We start from the raw sequence: 18,505 nt of genomic DNA, 5'->3' as shown, positions 1-18,505 counted from the left end.
TTCGAACGCGCGGGAGGAGTGGAGGAGTTGGTTCCGTCCCTACGACGGTGGGGTGGTGGTGCGTCTCCTCGCGGGGGTGGTGCGTGTGCCGTTCCGCTGCCCGACGGTCTGGAGCGCGCCCTCCAGCGCGAACGTCGCCGCGCCGAGACACACCGGGTCGGTGGGGATCGGGGAGAGAACGACCTGGGTGGCGGCCAGCGGCCGTGGCAGCGCGTGCCGGGTCACGGCCTCGCGCACCTCGTGCAGCAGCGGCTCGCCCAGGGTGCGGGCCACCCAGCTGCTCAGCACGACGATCTCGGGGTTGAACAGGTTGACCAGGTCCGCGACACCGGCGCCCAGATAGCGGGCGGTGTCGTGGACGACCCGGCGCGCCACGGGATCGCCCGCCGCGACCCCGCGGGCCAGGGCGTCGATGGTGGCCGTCTGGTCATCGGGGTGCAACAGCGCGCTGTCGGGGCTCAGTTCGCACAGGTTCAGCATGATGCCGCGTGCGCCGACGTACGCCTCCACACAGCCGTGGTCGCCGCAGCGGCACAGGCGTCCGTCCAGCACCATCGTGGTGTGGCCCCACTCGCCGGCGCTGTTGCTGACGCCGCGGTGCAGCCCGCCGCCGAGGACGAGTCCGGCGCCCACGCCGGTGCCGAGGTTGACCACCACGGCGTTCCCGCGCCCGCGCGCGGCCCCGAACCACAGCTCGGCGACCGCGCTGGCGCGCAGCGGGTTGTCCAGGTACAGCGGGTAGGCGATGTGCTCGGTGAGCAGGTCGAGGAGTGGTACGTCGTGCCAGTCCCAGTTGGGCGCGTACTCCGAGATGCCGGTCGCGCGGTCCACCTGCCCCGGCACGCTCACGCCCACCCCGAGCACCCGGGCGCCCTCGATGCCGGCCTGGGTGACCACCGAGCCGACGGCGGTGGCCACATGGCCGACCACCTGCTCGGGCAGACTCTCACTGGGCCGGACGTCCTCCTCGGCGCGGGCCAGGACGTTCAGGCCCAGGTCGAACAGCTCGACGTGGACGTACGTCTCGGCGATGTCGACGCCGATCAGCGCGCCGCCCGAGGTGTTGACCGCGACCAGGCCGCGGGGGCGCCCGCCCGCCGAGTCCTCGAAGCCGACCTCGGTGATCATGCGGAGGTCGAGCAGTTCGCCGACGAGGGTGGCGACCGTCGCGAGGCTGAGACCTGTGGCCGCCGCCAGTTCCTGCCGGGAGGTGGGCGACTCCGCGATGATCTGGCGCAGCACCTCATAGCGGTTCGCGGTGCGGATGTCACGTGATGTGCGCTTCACCGGGGTGCCCCCTTCCTTCCCAGACCGGCCGGGCCGGGTCGGACGTCGGCACCGGCGCGGCGCAAGGCTATGGGCTGCCGGGACTTTCGACAAGGGGTTAGGAAAGGGGCTTTATAAAGTGCGCGCCTGGTGAAAGCCGGTGATGGCCGAGCATGGCCTGCCCATGATGCCTCAGTGCGGGTGCGGGTGCGGGTGCGGGTGCGGGTGCGGGTGCGGGTGCGGTGGGGCTGCGCGTGCGGGACGGGGTGTTGTCAGTCCGCGTCCTCGGCGGCTCCGTCCGCGGGGCGCGCCGCTTCCTCGCCCGGGCGGCTCGTGCCGGCGACCGCGGCGGCCAGCTGCTGCTGCACCTGCTCCGGCAGGGTGGTGCCGCGCACGGTGCCCACCAGGTCCTGGGCGAGTTGGTGCAGCTTGGTGTTGGTGTTCTGGGAGGTCCGGACCAGCACGCTCCAGGCCGTCTCGGGGCTGAGGCCGAAGGAGGCCATCAGGATGCCGCGGGCCAGATCGATGGTGGGCCGGGTCTGCATGGCGCGGCGCAACTGGGCGACTTCGGCGCGGAGGTCCTGGTCGTCCTCCTGCGGCGGCTCGGCGGCGGGCGTGGCGCTCTCCCGCGGGGCGGTGTCCGCGAACAGCTCCCGGGTGCCCGTCAGGTCGAGAAGGCGCTCGACCGCGACACCGCAGGACCGGACGGTGACCGTCTTGCCCTGGTCGACGGCGCGTGCACGCAGGTCCAGCAGCGCCTTGAGGCCGGAGCAGTCGCAGAACCCGACCGCGTCCAGACGCAGATCGATGCCGCTGCCCGACAGCGTGAGCATGTCGTAGAGCTCGGGCAGCAGCCGGCGGCTGCCCAGGTCCAGTTCGCCCCACATCGTCACGGACAACCGGTCGCCGTCCGGAACGACGTCCATGGTCGCCATGCACGGCGGGACCGCCGCCGGCGCACTGTCGCCCGCCACGGGTGCGGCCCCCGGCCGCGCGTGGGGCGGCGCAGCGTACGCAGGCTCCGGCATGGCCCTGTTCTCCCTCGTCTGTCCGCCTTGCCTCCGCTTCCAGCGTTGCCCCTCTACCCCATACACGTCAACCGATACATGAAATGGAGTACGTGTTTTTGGGTGCATGAATGTCATGTCGCTAGAGTTGGAGCATGGATGGAGTGCCCGAGCCACACACCGGATGGACGTTCCTCACCAACCACGCCCGCGTGCTGGCCGCCATTGCCGACAACCACAGCGCCCGCATCAGGGACATCGCGGCCCACTGCCGGCTCACCGAACGAGCCGTGCAGAAGATCATCGCCGACCTGGAGCAGGACGGATACCTCTCCCACACCCGGGAGGGGCGCTCCAACACGTACCAGATCGACCCGGGCAAGGTGCTGCGCCACCCGGCCGAGGCGGGTCTGACCGTGGCGTCCTTGATGTCCCTGCTCGTCCAGGACGAGGCCGACCGCGCCACGACCTCCACTCCCCGCGTCCGCCCTCACGCCACGACCTGACCGACGGACCGTCGCGGTCGGCCCTCGCCGCCGTCCGTGCGCGTGCGAGCGCGCCCCGCAGGACCTGGGCAGTCCCTCCCGTGGCACGGCCCTGAAGAGACCGCGCTGCGCGGCCGGTCGGCGGGGCGCCGCCGCCCGCTCCCGGATCGCGTCGAGCGCGTACGGCGTCTGCGGGCCTGCCCGCGCGGCCGCACGCCATGACCTGACCCGGCGCCATGACCTGACCCGGCAGGCCGCCCACCGCCACCGGGGCCGGCCGGCCCCGGTGGCCGGCTAAGCCCCCGCGAGCACCTCCCGCACGAAGGTGTTGGTGAACTTCCCCCGGGGGTCCAGCTCCCGCGTCAGCGCCCGGAAGTCGCCGAGCCGCGGGTACAGCGCGCGCAGGGCGGGGGCGGGTACGGCGAACACCTTGCCCCAGTGCGGCCGTGCCTCGAAGGGGGCCAGCGCCTCCTCGACCCGCCGCACCACCGGCAGCACCGCCCGGGTGTCCTCGACCCAGGTGAAGTGCGCCGCGACGGTGTCCCGGCCGTGGGACGGGCTCAGCCACTGGTCGTCGCCGGCGACCGTGCGCACCTCGCAGGTCTGCAGCACGGGGGCGATCGTCTCGCGGATCGCGTCGAGCGCGTGCAGCATCTCCACGGCGTGCCCGCGCGGCAGCAGGTACTCCGACTGCAACTCCACCCCGCTGCTCGGGACGAACTCCGCCCGGAAGTGCGGCAGTCGCTGGTGCCACGGCCCCGGCACGCCGAACTGCTCGGTGCAGTTGAGCGCGGGCATGCCCGGCACCGGGTGCATCTTCTCGGTGGCGGGAGTGGCCCAGGGGAAGGCGGGCAGCGGCTGGTCGGTGCGCCGCTTGAGCCACACCTGACGGAAGCCCGGCGCCCGCCAGTCGGTGAACAGGCTGACGCTGTACCCCGTCGCCATAACCGTCTCGAACGCCCCCTGGTCCAGGCCCTCCAGCGGCAGTTCGGTGAAGACGTGCTGCTCGACCTCGTAGGCCGGCTCCAGGTCGAGGATGAGCGCGGTGACGACGCCGAGCGCGCCGAGTGAGGTGACGGCCCCGCCGAACCGCTCCTCGTCCCGGCCTATGCCGAGGGCCGAACCGTCGGCCGTGACCAGCTCCACCTCCCGCACGGCCGCCGAGAGCGGGCCGTTGAGCACGCCCGAGCCGTGGGTGCCGGTCGCGACCGATCCGGCCACCGAGATGTGCGGAAGGGATGCCATGTTGTGCAGCGCGAGCCCCTGCCCGTGCACCCGGCGGGCCAGCTCCGCGTAGCGCACGCCGCCGCCGACCCGGACCGTACGGGCGGCCGTGTCGACGTCCACCTCCGGGGGCAGACCGGCCAGCGACAGCAGGACGCCCTCGGGGCCCGGTTCGGCAATTTCGTTGAACGAGTGCCCGCTGCCGAGGACCCGCACCCGGTCGCCGTCCGCGACGAGCGCGCGCAGCGCGGCGAGCGAGCCGGGCCGGTGCAGCTCCTTGGCCGCGTAGGTGATGTTGCCCGCCCAGTTGGTCACGGTGCCGTTCATCGCGTCGTCCTTCCCCGAGGCAGCGGGAGCAGGGAAGCCCCCGCCGGAACCTACCCCGGCCGGGGTCCGTTGCCGCCGCCGCCCGGCCCGCCTACCGTAGGCACCGTAGAGAGCGGTTTCTACCCGTGTACGGGAGCCGTTCCGCAGCGTCCCCCGAACCGGAAGGTCACCTCCTTGAGCCAGCGCCCCCAGGCACTGTTCGCCATGGCCGCCGAGAACGTGCCGCAGGTCTTCCCGCCCGGGGTGCTGGCGCGGCTGCGTGAGTCCGTGGACATCGACGTGGACCTCGTGGCCCAGGACTTCCTCGACCCGCGTGTCCTCGACGTGCTGGCCCGGACCGAGATCCTGGTGACCGGCTGGGGGTGCCCCCGCCTCGACGAGGCGGTCCTGGACGCCGCTCCCCGGCTGCGGGCGGTGCTGCACTCGGCCGGTTCCGTGAAGTCCTTCGCCACCCCCGCCCTCCGGGAGCGCGGTGTCGCCGTCTCCTCGGCGGCCGCCGCCAACGCGCTGCCGGTCGCCGAGTACACCCTCGCCATGATCCTGCTCGCCGGGAAGGACGTCCTCGCCGCCCGCGAGCGCATGCGCACGTCCCGCACCTCCGCCGGCTGGGGCGTCATCCCCGGCATCGGCAACTACGGCCGCCGGGTGGGCGTCGTCGGCGCCTCCCGCATCGGCCGCCGCGTCCTCGACCTGCTCCGCCCCTTCGACCTGCGCCCCGCCCTCACCGATCCGTACGTCGACGAGCGCCAGGCCGCCGTGCTCGGCGTCCCCCTGCTGCCGCTGGACGACCTGCTGCGCACGTCCGACATCGTCACCGTCCACGCCCCCGAGACGCCCGAGACCCACCACATGATCGGCCGTCGCGAACTGGCCCTGATGCCCGACGGCGCGGTGCTGATCAACACAGCGCGCGGCGCCCTGGTCGACCACGACGCCCTCGTGACGGAACTGCGCGCCGGGCGCCTGACCGCGATCCTCGACGTCACCGACCCCGAGCCGCTCCCCGCCGACTCGCCCCTCTACGACCTGCCCGGCGCCTTCGTCACCCCCCACCTCGCGGGCTCCCAGGGCAATGAGCTGGCCCGGCTCGGCCTGACGGTCGCGCAGGAGGCGGAACGGCTGCTGGCCGGGAAGGAGCCGGAGTACGCGGTGGACTGGGCGGCGCTGGCTCGCGAAGCCTGACCCGCTCGCCCATCCCGGCGAGAACCGTCACGAACAGGACATTTCATCGGCTCGGGGGGACCCGGTACCGGTCGCGTACACCCATGGGCATACCGTGAGGAGTCGTACGTCCGAACCGGGAGGAGACACGGGATGGGCAGCCGTACCGCGCTGGTCGAGGATCTGATGGAGCGGTTCCCGCACGTACCGCGGGAGGCCGTCTTCAAGGAGGACCTGCTCCGCGGCGGAGTCGCCTTCGACCCGTCCGCGCTCAGCGACAACGAGGGCGGCGAGGTCAAGCCGAAGTCGTACTTCATCTTCTCCTTCGACCACGGCACCCTGCCCGAACTGGGCGAGGCCGCGCTGCGCAGGCCGCCCGAGGAGATCATCCTCACCGGCGGCCCCTACGATCTGCGCCGCACCGTCGTCTCGGTCCGGGTGAACCCCTCCTCGCCGTACCGCGTCGCCGCGAACGAGGACGGGGTGCTCGGCCTCTACCTCGACGGCAAGCGGATCTCCGACGTCGGCGTGCCGCCCATGCCCGAGTACTACCGGCACACCCTCTCCAACGGGAAGTCGGTCATGGAGGTCGCCCCGACCATCCAGTGGGGCTACCTGATCTACCTGACCGTCTTCCGGGTCTGCCAGTACTTCGGCGCCAAGGAGGAGTGCCAGTACTGCGACATCAACCACAACTGGCGCCAGCACAAGGCCGCCGGCCGGCCCTACACGGGCGTGAAGGACGTCGAGGAGGTCCTGGAGGCCCTGGAGATCATCGACCGCTACGACACGGCGAAGGCCTCCACCGCCTACACCCTCACCGGCGGCGCCATCACCAAGACGGTCTCCGGTCGCGACGAGGCCGACTTCTACGGCCACTACGCCAAGGCCATCGAGGAACGCTTCCCCGGCCGCTGGATCGGCAAGGTCGTCGCCCAGGCGCTGCCCCGCGACGACGTCCAGCGCTTCAAGGACTACGGAGTGCAGATCTACCACCCCAACTACGAGGTGTGGGACGAGTACCTCTTCAAGATGTACTGCCCGGGCAAGGAGCGGTACGTCGGCCGGGACGAGTGGCACAAGCGGATCCTCGACTCGGCCGAGATCTTCGGCGCGCGCAACGTCATCCCCAACTTCGTGGCGGGCGTGGAGATGGCCGAGCCGTTCGGCTTCAAGACGGTCGACGAGGCCATCGCCTCCACCACCGAGGGCCTGCGCTTCTTCATGTCGCACGGCATCACGCCCCGCTTCACGACCTGGTGCCCGGAGCCCACGACGCCGCTCGGCAAGGCCAACCCGCAGGGCGCGCCCCTGGAGTACCACATCCGCCTGCTCCAGGCCTACCGGCAGACGATGGAGGACTTCGGCCTCTCCTCGCCCCCCGGCTACGGCCCGCCCGGTGCCGGCAACGCGGTCTTCTCGGTCAGCTCCTTCATGGACAGCCTCCCGGCCGACGAACCGACCGCTGTTTGATAACGCTTCGATGACGTCGTCCTCCGTGGCGGCACGGCATTGAGCAGCAGGGCGGCCGCACCCGTATGACACTCCGAAGCCGGAGCCATGGGGGTGCGGCCGCCCTGTCGTGATATCTGAACAGGGCGCTTGTCAGTTGTGTGAGAGGCGTGAAAAGCTCTTGCCCTGCCGCGAGGTTCCCCCCAACTCCGATTCCGATGTGGTGAGTTGACCTCGCTTGTGGATGCAGGAGACTCATGCCCGACCTGCCGACCCCTCAGGACTCCACCGAGGCCGCGCTGTTCTCCGAGTGCTGGGACGCGGTCCTCGCGTACGCCGATCTGTGCACGTCCGGTTCCACCGCCGCCGCACAACTGGGCCGCGAGGCGTTCGCACACGGCATACGCGAGGCCCGGGCCGCCGAAACCGGCTCGGTCCGCGGCGCCGGCCGCCGCCCGGCCCGACTGCCCCGCATACCCCTGCTGCTGACCGCCGTACGCACCACGGCCGCGGCCTGGGAAGAGGAGGGACAGGGCCACAAACTCGACCCCGACCTGCGCCTGTGGCTCAACTCGGACAAGGCCGCCCGCTACACCGGCCCGCCCCTGCAGCGCCCGCTCGCGCTGCGCGGCCTGCGCGATCTGCAGCAGCCCGACGCGGAACTGCTCTGGTTCGCCGAGGTGGAGGCGCTGCCGCTGCCCCTGGTCGCGCGCCGTCTGGGCCTCGACCCGGCCGGCGCCGCCGAGGAACTCCAGCAGGTGCGCACCCTGTTCCGGGAACGCTGCCACCGCAACCACCTCGACACGCCGATGGACGCCCGGTGCCGCAGCTACGCCCGGCTGCTGGACGCCGTCACCCGCTCCGCCGCCTCCGAGACCCCCGGCGACCTCTCCCGCCACCTCGCCACCTGCGTGCAGTGCGCCGAGGCCGCCGCCTGTCTGCGCCTGCACGGCGGCGGACTGCCCGGTGCGCTGGCCGGCGGAGTGATCGGCTGGGGCGGCCTCGCCTACCTGGAGCGCCGCCGCCGCGCCGCCGAGGTGCGGCTGGGCGCGGGACGCCCCGGCGCCGCCGACCAGGCGGCCGCAGAACCGCAGGACGCGGAGCAGAAGGCGCGCGTCGCCCGCAACGGCCTCCTCGTCGCCGCGGTCCTGGTCTCCGTGCTGGCCCTCGGCGTCTCACTGATGCCCTTCGGCGGTGAGGGCGACGACCTCGGCGCACGCGGGGGCATCGACCGTCAGCCGGTGGCCGATCCCGGCCCGTCCCTGCCCTCCGCCCCGTCCCTGCCGCCCGCGACCTCGAAGCCGGCCGCCCGGAACACGGAGAGGACCGAGCGGCCGGACCCCTCCGGCACGCCGGAGGACAAGAGCCGCCACACCGAGCCGCAGGGCACCTCCTCACCCACCCGCCGGGCCGAGCCCGGTGAGAGCGGGGACCCCGCCTGCCGGGTCGAGTACGACCTGGTCAACCAGTGGCCCGACGGCTTCCAGGCCACCGTCACCGTCACCAGCGCCGAGTCCCTCGACTCCTGGCGCCTCGCCTGGTCCTTCCGGGACGGCCAGCAGGTCGGCCAGATGTGGGACGCCTCCGTCGCCCAGAACGGCTCCCGCGTCACCGCGACCGCCGCCGACTACAACAAGTCGGTCCCCGCGGGCGGCGACCTGGCCTTCGGCTTCCTCGCCTCCTGGCACGGGAAGAACTCCCCGCCCTACGACTTCGAACTGAACGGCCACGCCTGCGCGAAAAGCAGTTGACGCACCTCCGCCGTGACGGGATAACGTTACGGCGGTTCCGCGCACACGGCGGTTCCACGACGACGAGAAGCAGAAGAACGAGGAGGTGTCGACCGATGGCTGTCATTGCGATGAGCGCTGCCCGCATCCAGTTCATCACGTCCACCTCCGTGGCCGCCGGCTGATCCGACCGACTGTCGGGCCGGGGCCGACCTGGGAAGGGTCACCCTTGTCTTCCTCTTCTGCTTCATCCGTTTCCACCGCGCTCGCTCCCTACGGCTGGGACGAGGCCTGGGCCGAGGCGTTCGCCCCCTACGCGACGGAAGGGCTGCTGCCCGGCCGCGTCGTCCGGGTCGACCGCGGGCAGTGCGACGTCGTCACCGCCGGCGGGCTGCTGCGGGCCGACACCGCGTTCGTCACCCCGCACGACCCCCTGCGGGTCGTGTGCACCGGCGACTGGGTCGCCGTCGAGCCCGGCGGGAACCCGCGCTACGTGCGCACCTGTCTGCCGCGCCGCACCGCCTTCGTCCGCTCCACCTCCTCCCAGCGCTCCGAGGGGCAGATCCTCGCGGCCAACGTCGACCACGCCGTCATCGCCGTGTCCCTCGCGGTCGAGCTGGACCTCGGCCGCATCGAGCGCTTCCTCGCGCTCGCCTGGGAGTCCGGGGCCCAGCCCGTCGTCGTCCTCACCAAGGCCGACCTCGTGCCGGACGCCGTGACCCGCTCGCACCTCGTCCAGGACGTGGAGACGAGCGCGCCCGGCGTGCCGGTCGTGCCGGTCAGCTGCGTCGACGAGGGGGGCACCTCATCGCTCGAGCGCAGCCGAGAGCTCGGGGGAGGGCTGGACGTGCTCGCCGCGATCGTCGGCGGGGGGACGTCCGTGCTGCTCGGGCAGTCCGGCGCGGGCAAGTCGACCCTCGCCAACGCGCTGCTCGGCGAGGACGTGATGACCGTCCAGGCCACCCGGGACGTCGACGGCAAGGGCCGCCACACCACGACCACGCGCAACCTGCTCGTACTGCCCGGCGGGGGTGTCCTGATCGACACCCCCGGACTGCGCGGCGTCGGCCTGTGGGACGCCGGGACCGGCGTCGGGCAGGTGTTCTCCGAGATCGGGGAACTGGCCGAGCGGTGCCGCTTCCACGACTGCGCCCACGAGGCCGAGCCGGGCTGCGCCGTGCTGGCCGCCATCGAGACCGGCGAACTGCCGGAACGACGGCTGGAGAGCTACCGCAAGCTCCTGCGGGAGAACCAGCGCATCGTCGCCAAGACCGACGCCCGCCTGCGGGCCGAGATCCGCAAGGACTGGAAGCGGAAGGGGGCGATCGGCAAGGCCGAGATGGAGGCGAAGCGCGGACCGCACTGGCGTTCGTAGTCAGGCCCCCCGGCCCGATACGATCAACGGCCGCCCGGGGGGCGGTCATACGTTCGGATCGAGGGGGATGACATGCGTTTCAAGGCTCTGGGTGCGGTCGCTGCCGCGGTGGGTGTTCTCGCGCTCACCGCGGCACCGGCCGGCGCCGCGCAGAACTGGCAGGCGGTGACCACCACCTCCACCTGGCACTGCGGTGCCTACAAGACCCACAAGGTGTCGGACCACGTCAAGTTCAAGGTCTGCGCCGTCCTCAACGGCAGCCGCTACGGCCAGGCCGTCCTGGTCGTGCAGAACGCGGCGAGCGTGGCGGTGTCGATCGGCGGCGCGGTGAGCAGCAACTTCGACAGCAACGTGGAGTGCGCGAGTTCCACGCTCAACGCCGGCTTCACCCGCGGCTGCCTGGCGCCCACGCAGTACGTCGGCAACGAGTCGATCCTCGTGGTGGCAGGCCGGCTGCGGCTCAACGGAGTCGACGACTGGTACTACGACACGACGTTCTACGTGGGATAGCCCTGGCCGACGTCATGTCCGATTTCCGCCAGCGGCCTCACGGCCGCGGGCGGAGACTGGACCTGTGACGGACCAGGTGACAGACGAGGACCCCAGGTACGAGGCCGTACGCAGCCGCGACGCCCGTTTCGACGGCGTGTTCTTCTTCGCCGTCGAGACGACCGGCATCTACTGCCGGCCGAGCTGCCCCGCGGTCACCCCGAAGCGGGCCAACGTACGGTTCTTCGCCACGGCCGCCGCCGCGCAGGGCTCGGGATTCCGGGCCTGCCGGCGGTGCCGCCCGGACACCGTGCCCGGCTCCGCCGAGTGGAACGTCCGCGCGGACGTGGTCGCCCGTGCCGTGCGGCTGATCGCCGACGGCGTGGTCGACCGGGAGGGCGTCCCCGGGCTCGCCGGACGCCTCGGCTACAGCGCACGGCAGGTGCAGCGGCAGCTCACCGCCGAGCTCGGCGCCGGGCCGGTCGCCCTCGCCCGGGCGCAGCGGGCTCACACCGCGCGCGTCCTGGTGCAGACCACCGAACTACCGATCACCGAGATCGCGTTCGCGTCGGGCTTCGCCAGCGTGCGGCAGTTCAACGACACGATCCGGGCCGTGTACGCGTCGACCCCGAGCGAGCTGCGCGCCGCCGCACCGGACAACGGCCGGGGCCGCCGTACGGCCACCCCGGACGCCGGCATCCCGCTCCGGCTCGCCCACCGCGGCCCCTACCAGGCCGGACCCGTCTTCGACCTGCTGGAACGCGAGGCCGTGCCCGGCATCGAGCAGATGAGCGGCCCGCCCGGCACCCGCACCTACCGGCGCACCCTCCGCCTCCCGTACGGCACCGGCATCGTCGCCGTCGACGAACGCCCGGGCACCACGCGGACCGGGCTCGGCGCCCACCCGGGCGGCTGGCTCGACGCCCGGCTGCACCTCACCGACCCGCGCGACCTCACCACCGCCGTCCAGCGGCTGCGGAGGCTCTTCGACCTCGACGCCGACCCGTTCGCCGTCGACGAGCGCCTCGCCGCCGACCCGCGGCTGGCACCCCTGGTCGCCGCCCGGCCCGGGCTGCGCTCACCGGGCACCGCCGACCCGGAGGAACTCGCGGTACGCGCGCTGGTGGGGCCCGCGGAGGCGGAACGGCTCGTACGCCGCTACGGCAAGGCTCTCGACGCCCCCTGCGGCAGCCTCACCCACCTCTTCCCCGAGCCCGCCGTCCTCGCCGGGGCCGAACCCGGCGGCACCCTCGGCGCGCTCACCGCCGCCCTCGCCGATCACGCCGTCCGCCTGGATCCGGGCGCCGACCGGGAGGACGCGTGGCACGCCCTGCGGGCCGTGCCCGGCCTGGACGCCGGCACGGTCGCGGTCATCCGCACCCGCGCCCTCGGCGACCCGGACGTGGCCCCGCCGGGCCTCGACGCCCCCGACCACTGGCGCCCCTGGCGCTCGTACGCTGTGAACCACCTGCGCGCAGCAGGGGAGTGGGAGTTCCGATGACCGACCCGACCTACTGGACGAGCGTGCCCGGCCCCCTCGGGCCGCTGCTCCTGACCGCCGCCCCGACCGGCGAACTGACCTCCGTGTCCGTGCCCGGCCAGAAGGGCGGACGCGAGGTGCGCGACGACTGGCGGCGCGACCCCGGGCCCTTCCGGGAGGCCGAGGAACAGCTCTCCGCCTACTTCGCCGGGGAGCTGAAGGAGTTCCACCTGGCCTGGCGCACCGAGGGCACCGCCTTCCGGGAGAAGGTCTGGGCCGCGCTGGACGACATCCCCTACGGCGCGACCGTGACGTACGGCGAGATCGCCGCGCGCATCGGGGCGCCCCGGGCGGCCGTGCGGGCCGTGGGCGGTGCGATCGGGGCGAATCCGCTGCTGGTGGTCCGCCCGTGCCACCGGGTGATCGGGGCGGGCGGCGCACTGACCGGATACGCGGGGGGCCTGGACCGCAAGGTGCGGCTGCTGACGCACGAGGGCGTGCTGCCGGCGTGAGACTCAGCCCCAGAAGACCGCGCCGACCCAGGCCGCCGCGATCAGCTGGCAGGTGAACAGTTCGGCCAGGACGCTGGAACCGCCCGCGCGCATGACCGTGCGCAGGGCGGCCACCGCGTCGGCGTGACGGCCGAGGCGCAGCCGTTCGAAGAGGTAGACACCGGCCAGAAATCCGGGGATCGCGCCGAGGACGGGGACCAGGACGAAACCGAGGACGGAACCGGCTCCGGCGTAGGCCAGCATGCGGCTGTTGGTGCGGCTGACGCGCAGCCGCCGGGGCGGCAGGGCCCAGCGCACGCCCAGCGAGACGAGGAGCAGGACCGTGGCGCCGACCAGCACCCACCAGGCGACGGGCTGCGGATCCTTCAGCGCCCACCACATGACCGCGGCCCACACCAGCCACGATCCCGGCATGGCGGGCAGCAGCACTCCGCACAGCCCGAGCAGGATGACCAGCCCGACCAGCAGGAGGTCCCACACTCCCATCTGACCAGACTGCCGGAACACGCGAGAACGCGCAGGTCAGCAGCGTAGCCGGGGATCAGACCCGCAGGTCAGCCGCTCGCGGACCGCCGGGTGCCGAATATCGCATGACCGTTCTAGAGCTCACTCGACGTGTCGTTCACCGGCGGGTGACTGGCCGGTTTTTTCCACAAGCCCCGTTTTCATCCCGCTCGTGCGGTGGACAATGACGGCATGAGCCAGCAGGGGGGAAGGCCCACCGGTCACGGGGACGACTGGTGGAGGCGGTTGTACGACGACTCCACCGACGACACGGGCCCCACACCGGCACCGGACTCCCTCGACGACCGGTTCGCGTCCGCGTCCGGGGCCGTGGGAGACGGTCCGGAAGGACGGTCCGGCTCCGCGGCCGGGCCGGTGAAGCGGCCCTCCGGAGCGGAGCCGGTGGTCCCGGCGCCCCGGGCCGGGGCCGACGACATGATGGACGCGCTCCGCCCCGACGACCTGCCCCCGCGGCGCGCCCCCTGGGAGCCGCCCCCGGCCCGTCCCCCGGGGCCCGTGAGCTTCCCGACGGCGGCCGAACCGCCCGGCCGGCCCGCCGATCGCTCGCCCTCGGACGAACACCCGGGCGGCGCGGCCTCGCCGACCGGCCCCGGTACGCCCTCGGACGAGCGGCCGGGCGATGCGAACGCGCCGGCCGGCCCCCGTACGCCCTCCGCGAGAGTGGAGCGGCCCCCCGCCTCGACGTTCCCCGCATCACGAACGCCTCCGGCCCCTCCGCCCCCTGCGGACCCCCCGGCCACGGCGGCCGGTACACCGGCTGGTCCCACCCCTCCGGCAGTCGCCCCGCCCCCCGACGAAGCCGCCTCCGCACCACCCGAGGCGGGTCATGGAGCCTTGCCCGCCGCCGAGCCCGGATCCACGGCGCACCCGGCCACGACCGCCTGGCCGCCCGTGCCGCCACGGCCCGGTGCCGCGCCGTCGAGCAGCCCCGATCAGCCGCCCGTGCCCCCACGCCCTGCCGAGCCGCCGTCCGCGGCCTCCCGCCCCACAGATCCCCCTTCGGCGCCGCCACGCCCGGCCGAGCCGCCGCCCGGAGCGCGACAGCCCGCCGGCGTGCCGCCCGAGGCGTACCGCCCGGCCGAGCCACCGCCCGCGGCGCAACGCCCCGCCGACCCGTCGCCTGACGCGCGACGCCCCGCCGGCTCACCCGCCACCGACCGCCGCGCCGAGCCCCCGCCTCCGCGTCCGTCCTCGCCCCCCGCCCCCACTCCCGCGACCGACCGGCCCGGCCCTCGGATCGAGCGGCCCGTGCCCACCCCCGGGTCCCGTGGCCACGTCGGGACCCGGCCGCCCACCTACGACGCCGAACCCACCGCTCTCCCGGCCGCCGATCCGGATGATCTCGATGACCTCGTGGCGGACACCGTGCTGGACGGGGCCCGGTACGGGGCCTGCACACTGCGGGCCGTTTCCGTGCGGGGGGACTCCGCGCGGTATCGGGGGGAGCCCCGCAGGGACGCGCTGCTCACGGCCCGGTTCGGCGCGGGGGAGCAGGCGCTGCTGCTGGTGGCGATGGCGACCGGGGCCCGGGCCACACGGGGGGCGCACCGGGCCGCCGCCGAGGCCTGTCACTGGATCGGGCGGGCCGTCGGGCGCAGTCACGCACGCCTGGTCGAGGACATAAGGGACGGCCGGCGCGGCGACCTCAAGTCCGGGCTGCACCGGCTCACCGACCGCAGTCTCGGCAAGCTGCGGGCCAGCGCCTCCGAGCAGGGCGTCGACCCCGAGGAGTACGCGGCCGGCCTGCGCTGCCTGCTGCTGCCGGCCGACCCCGCCTGCCGTACGCGCGTGTTCTTCGGGGTCGGGCCGGGCGGACTGTTCCGGTTGCGGGAGGGGGAGTGGCAGGACATCGAGCCGCAGGTCGCCGAGGTCAAGGGCGAACCCGTCGTGGGGTTCGGCTCGCCGCCCTCCGAGACCCCCGAGGGCGACCGGCTCACCATGGACCTGGGCATCCCGACACCGCCCAGCCCGTACGAACCGGCCCCGGAACCGCCCCGCGAGCCCTTCCGGTTCCGGACCTCCGTCGCCCGCCCGGGTGACACGCTCCTGATGTGCAGCGGCGGTCTCGCCGAGCCCCTGCGCGGTGAGCCCGAACTGGGCGAGTACCTCGCCGAGCGGTGGTCCCGGCCCGAACCGCCCGGCCTCGCCGCGTTCCTCGCCGACTCCCAAGTACGGGTCAAGGGTTATGCGGACGACCGTACGGCCGCCGCGGTGTGGGAGGCGTGAGCGCGGCTCGTGTGACTTGATGGAACCCGGAGGGATCCCAGGAGACCGAAGGGGCAGACGAGAACCATGGCCAAACAGAACGTCGCGGAACAGTTCGTCGACATCCTCACCCGTGCCGGAGTCAAACGCCTCTACGGGGTCGTCGGCGACAGTCTCAACCCCGTCGTCGACGCCGTCCGCCGCAACTCCGCCATCGACTGGATCCACGTCCGGCACGAGGAGACCGCCGCCTTCGCCGCCAGTGCCGAGGCGCAGATCACCGGCGGGCTCGCCGCCTGCGCCGGCTCCTGCGGCCCCGGCAACCTCCACCTCATCAACGGCCTCTACGACGCCCACCGCTCGATGGCCCCGGTCCTCGCCCTCGCCTCGCACATCCCGTCCAGCGAGATCGGCCTCGGCTACTTCCAGGAGACCCACCCGGACCGGCTGTTCGCCGAGTGCAGCCACTACAGCGAGATGATCTCCAGCCCGAAGCAGATGCCCCGGCTGCTCCAGACCGCCATCCAGAACGCCGTGGGCCGCAGCGGCGTCAGCGTCGTCACTCTGCCCGGTGACATCGCCGACGAGCCGGCCCCGGAGCAGGCCGTCGAGACCGCCCTCGTCACCTCCCGGCCGACGGTCCGCCCCGGTGACGCCGAGATCGACCGGCTCGTCGAGATGATCGACGAGGCAGGCAAGGTCACCCTGTTCTGCGGCAGCGGCACCGCGGGTGCGCACGCCGAGGTCATGGAGTTCGCCGGGAAGGTCAAGTCGCCGGTCGGGCACGCCCTGCGCGGCAAGGAGTGGATCCAGTACGACAATCCCTTCGACGTCGGCATGAGCGGGCTGCTGGGATACGGCGCCGCCTACGAGGCCACCCACGAATGCGACCTGCTCATCCTGCTCGGCACCGACTTCCCCTACAACGCCTTCCTCCCCGACGACGTGAAGATCGTCCAGGTCGACATCCGGCCGGAACACCTGGGCCGCCGCTCGAAGCTGGACCTCGCGGTGTGGGGTGACGTACGGGAGACGCTGCGCTGTCTGATCCCGCGGGTGAAGGAGAAGAAGAACCGCCGCTTCCTCGACCGAATGCTCAAGAAGCACGCGGACGCGCTGGAGGGGGTGGTGAAGGCGTACACCCGCAAGGTCGAGAAGCACACGCCGATCCACCCCGAGTACGTGGCGTCCGTGCTCGACGAGGTGGCCTCCGACGACGCCGTGTTCACCGTCGACACCGGCATGTGCAACGTCTGGGCGGCCCGCTACATCTCGCCCAACGGCCGCCGCCGCGTCATCGGTTCCTTCTCCCACGGCTCGATGGCCAACGCGCTTCCCATGGCGATCGGCGCGCAGTTCACCGACCGCAAGCGGCAGGTCGTGTCGATGTCCGGCGACGGCGGCTTCTCCATGCTGATGGGCGACTTCCTGACGCTGGTGCAGTACGACCTGCCCGTGAAGGTCGTGTTGTTCAACAACTCCTCGCTCGGCATGGTCGAGTTGGAGATGCTGGTCGCCGGCCTGCCGTCGTACGGCACCGCCAACAAGAACCCCGACTTCGCCGCCGTCGCCCGCGCCTGCGGTGCCTACGGGGTGCGCGTCGAGAAGCCCAAGGACCTCGCCGGGGCCCTGAAGGACGCCTTCAAGCACAAGGGGCCGGCCCTCGTCGACATCGTCACCGACCCCAACGCGCTGTCCATCCCGCCGAAGATCAAGGCCGAGATGGTGACCGGCTTCGCCCTGTCCGCCTCGAAGATCGTGCTGGACGGCGGGGTCGGCCGCATGCTGCAGATGGCCCGGTCCAACCTGCGCAACGTGCCGCGACTCTAGCTGTAGGGCGTCCACCCACGCGCGGAGGTGTCGTACACGTAGCGGGGCAGGCCCTTGATGCCGCTGGTGCGGAACGGGCGGCCGTCGTCGTCGATCCGGACCGTGCCCCTGCGGCCCTGGGAGGACCAGTCCAGCTCCAGGTACCAGCGGCAGTCGCACGCCTGGGTCCGGGCGTTGACGAGCAGCACCTCGGGGTCCCGCGCGGAGACCCGGTACGGCATGCGCACGGCCGGGATCGGCGTACCGGCGTCGCTCCCGGCGACCGCGCGGGCGATGGGGCGGTCCTTGTCCAGGTTCACGTCGAAGGAGCGCGGGGTGATCGAACCGCCGCAGCCCCGGTCCATGGCGTAGGCGTTGCCCTCGGCGGGTGCCGTGCGCCCCACCACGCGCACGCGCAGGGCCTCCAGCACGACCGCCGTGTCGGTGCGCCCCTGCACGGAGAGCTGTACGAGTGTCTCGCCGCCGTGCACCGCGTTCTGTGAAGCGGCCCAGACTCCGGCGTCCTGCGGGACGGGCGGCGGTGGCACCTGCCGGGGCGGCGCGGCGACGACGTAGTCGTGTCCGCAGCCGAGCTTCCACGCCTGGGAGTCGGCGGACCAGGTGAGGGGGGTGGCGGGGGCCGCCGCGTCTGCGGGCGGGGTGGTGCGGGCTGAGGGAGAGAGGGAGGGGGAGGACTTCTTCTTCGGAGTGGCGGAGGGCGCGGACCGCCGGGCGGTGGGGGAACTGCCGCTCGGGGTGGGGGAGGCGCTCTTGCGGTCCGGGGCATCGGCCTTCGCCGTACCGGACGGGGCCGGAGCGGCCGACGGGGCACGGCCGTCGGCGGACGCACGCCGCCCGTCCGGCAGTGCGGCCAGGCTCCCGAGTACCGCGAACACCGCGCAGGCGGCCGCCAGTCCCACCGCGACGCGTCGGCGGCGGTACCAGGGGCGGCGGGGGAGCAGCGGCGCCTCATGGGCAGGACCGTCGACGCCGGCCGGTGCGGCCTCCGGTTCCTCCGCCTCGGCGGCGACCGCGCCCTCCTCGGCCGTACCGGCCGCGCTCGCGGTGCGGGGCCGCTGCCGCGCTGCCACCGCCAGGAGCCAGCGGCGGTGGAGCTCCAGACGTTCCTCCGGGGACGCCCCGCACAGGGCGGCGAAGCGCTCCACGGGCGCGAAGTCGACGGGGACCGCCTCGCCCGCGCAGTAGCGGTGCAGGGTCGAGGTGTTCATGGCCAGGCGCCGGGCCAGGGAACCGTAACTGCGGTCCGTGCGCTCCTTCAGCGTCCTCAGCAGCGCCGCGAACTCCCCGACGTCGTCCACGTCGTGCTGTGCCGACACCGTTCCCCCGTCCTCAAGGCCCGACCCGGCCCGGAACGGCATCCCAGGCACCTCATGTACCTGCACGTCAGACGGGCTGGGATGGTTCCACCGAGCCGGATCGGATGCGGGCTGTTGCGTC

Annotated in this window: 15 protein-coding genes; 10 read left to right on the top strand and 5 right to left on the bottom strand. The window is 73.1% G+C overall.

What is annotated here, in order from left to right:
* Positions 1-39: 39 nt before the first annotated feature.
* Complete coding sequence (locus tag ACFY9E_RS05400; protein ID WP_390979509.1) at positions 40-1,287, bottom strand: ROK family protein; 1,248 nt, start codon at positions 1,285-1,287, stop codon at positions 40-42.
* Positions 1,288-1,538: 251 nt separating this feature from the next.
* Complete coding sequence (locus tag ACFY9E_RS05395; protein WP_390979507.1) at positions 1,539-2,192, bottom strand: ANTAR domain-containing protein; 654 nt, start codon at positions 2,190-2,192, stop codon at positions 1,539-1,541.
* A 236-nt stretch (positions 2,193-2,428) separates the two neighbouring features.
* On the opposite strand from ACFY9E_RS05395, the gene ACFY9E_RS05390 reads away from it, so the two are divergent.
* A complete protein-coding gene (locus ACFY9E_RS05390) occupies positions 2,429-2,779 on the top strand; it encodes a MarR family transcriptional regulator (RefSeq protein WP_390979505.1) in 351 nt (116 codons plus the stop codon).
* Between the two features lie 273 nt (positions 2,780-3,052).
* Here the strand turns inward: ACFY9E_RS05390 and ACFY9E_RS05385 are convergent, their stop codons facing one another.
* Positions 3,053-4,309 carry a D-arabinono-1,4-lactone oxidase gene (locus ACFY9E_RS05385; RefSeq protein WP_390979503.1) on the bottom strand — a complete coding sequence of 419 codons (1,257 nt, stop codon included), beginning with the start codon at positions 4,307-4,309 and terminating at the stop codon, positions 3,053-3,055.
* Positions 4,310-4,483: 174 nt separating this feature from the next.
* On the opposite strand from ACFY9E_RS05385, the gene ACFY9E_RS05380 reads away from it, so the two are divergent.
* The 7 genes from ACFY9E_RS05380 (at position 4,484) to ACFY9E_RS05350 (ending at position 12,508) form a co-directional block, all read left to right on the top strand.
* On the top strand, positions 4,484-5,491 hold the full coding sequence (locus ACFY9E_RS05380; RefSeq protein WP_390979501.1) for an NAD(P)-dependent oxidoreductase: 1,008 nt from the start codon (positions 4,484-4,486) through the stop codon (positions 5,489-5,491).
* A gap of 132 nt (positions 5,492-5,623) precedes the next feature.
* Positions 5,624-6,943, top strand: coding sequence for a radical SAM protein (locus ACFY9E_RS05375; protein WP_390979499.1), 1,320 nt, complete (start codon positions 5,624-5,626; stop codon positions 6,941-6,943).
* A 236-nt stretch (positions 6,944-7,179) separates the two neighbouring features.
* Complete coding sequence (locus tag ACFY9E_RS05370) at positions 7,180-8,673, top strand: cellulose binding domain-containing protein (protein WP_390979498.1); 1,494 nt, start codon at positions 7,180-7,182, stop codon at positions 8,671-8,673.
* 208 nt (positions 8,674-8,881) lie between these two features.
* The gene (gene rsgA, locus ACFY9E_RS05365) at positions 8,882-10,027 is read left to right on the top strand and encodes a ribosome small subunit-dependent GTPase A (RefSeq protein WP_390979496.1); all 1,146 of its coding nucleotides are present in this window, start codon (positions 8,882-8,884) and stop codon (positions 10,025-10,027) included.
* A 72-nt stretch (positions 10,028-10,099) separates the two neighbouring features.
* A complete protein-coding gene (locus ACFY9E_RS05360; RefSeq protein WP_390979494.1) occupies positions 10,100-10,537 on the top strand; it encodes a hypothetical protein in 438 nt (145 codons plus the stop codon).
* A 64-nt stretch (positions 10,538-10,601) separates the two neighbouring features.
* Entirely contained in the window at positions 10,602-12,017 is a 1,416-nt protein-coding gene (locus tag ACFY9E_RS05355) for an AlkA N-terminal domain-containing protein (RefSeq protein ID WP_390979492.1), read from the top strand.
* Positions 12,014-12,508 carry a methylated-DNA--[protein]-cysteine S-methyltransferase gene (locus tag ACFY9E_RS05350; protein WP_390979490.1) on the top strand — a complete coding sequence of 165 codons (495 nt, stop codon included), beginning with the start codon at positions 12,014-12,016 and terminating at the stop codon, positions 12,506-12,508. The genes ACFY9E_RS05355 and ACFY9E_RS05350 overlap by 4 nt, the downstream gene beginning before the upstream one ends.
* Before the next feature lie 3 nt (positions 12,509-12,511).
* On the opposite strand, the gene ACFY9E_RS05345 is transcribed toward ACFY9E_RS05350, so the two are convergent.
* Positions 12,512-12,994 carry a DUF456 family protein gene (locus tag ACFY9E_RS05345; RefSeq protein ID WP_390979488.1) on the bottom strand — a complete coding sequence of 161 codons (483 nt, stop codon included), beginning with the start codon at positions 12,992-12,994 and terminating at the stop codon, positions 12,512-12,514.
* 210 nt (positions 12,995-13,204) lie between these two features.
* On the opposite strand from ACFY9E_RS05345, the gene ACFY9E_RS05340 reads away from it, so the two are divergent.
* Together ACFY9E_RS05340 and ACFY9E_RS05335 are read left to right on the top strand one after the other, a co-directional pair.
* Positions 13,205-15,259, top strand: coding sequence for a protein phosphatase 2C domain-containing protein (locus tag ACFY9E_RS05340; protein WP_390979486.1), 2,055 nt, complete (start codon positions 13,205-13,207; stop codon positions 15,257-15,259).
* Positions 15,260-15,325: 66 nt separating this feature from the next.
* Entirely contained in the window at positions 15,326-17,068 is a 1,743-nt protein-coding gene (locus tag ACFY9E_RS05335) for a pyruvate dehydrogenase (RefSeq protein ID WP_390979484.1), read from the top strand.
* Here the strand turns inward: ACFY9E_RS05335 and ACFY9E_RS05330 are convergent.
* Positions 17,065-18,384: a helix-turn-helix domain-containing protein gene (locus tag ACFY9E_RS05330; RefSeq protein WP_390979483.1), complete on the bottom strand. Its 1,320-nt coding sequence runs from the start codon at positions 18,382-18,384 to the stop codon at positions 17,065-17,067. The two genes, ACFY9E_RS05335 and ACFY9E_RS05330, sit on opposite strands and share 4 nt — an antisense overlap.
* Positions 18,385-18,505 lie beyond the last annotated feature (121 nt).

It is taken from the genome of Streptomyces sp. NPDC012466, from assembly GCF_042955215.1.
GTDB lineage: Bacteria > Actinomycetota > Actinomycetes > Streptomycetales > Streptomycetaceae > Streptomyces.
This window is presented reverse-complemented; position numbering and strand designations above follow the sequence as displayed.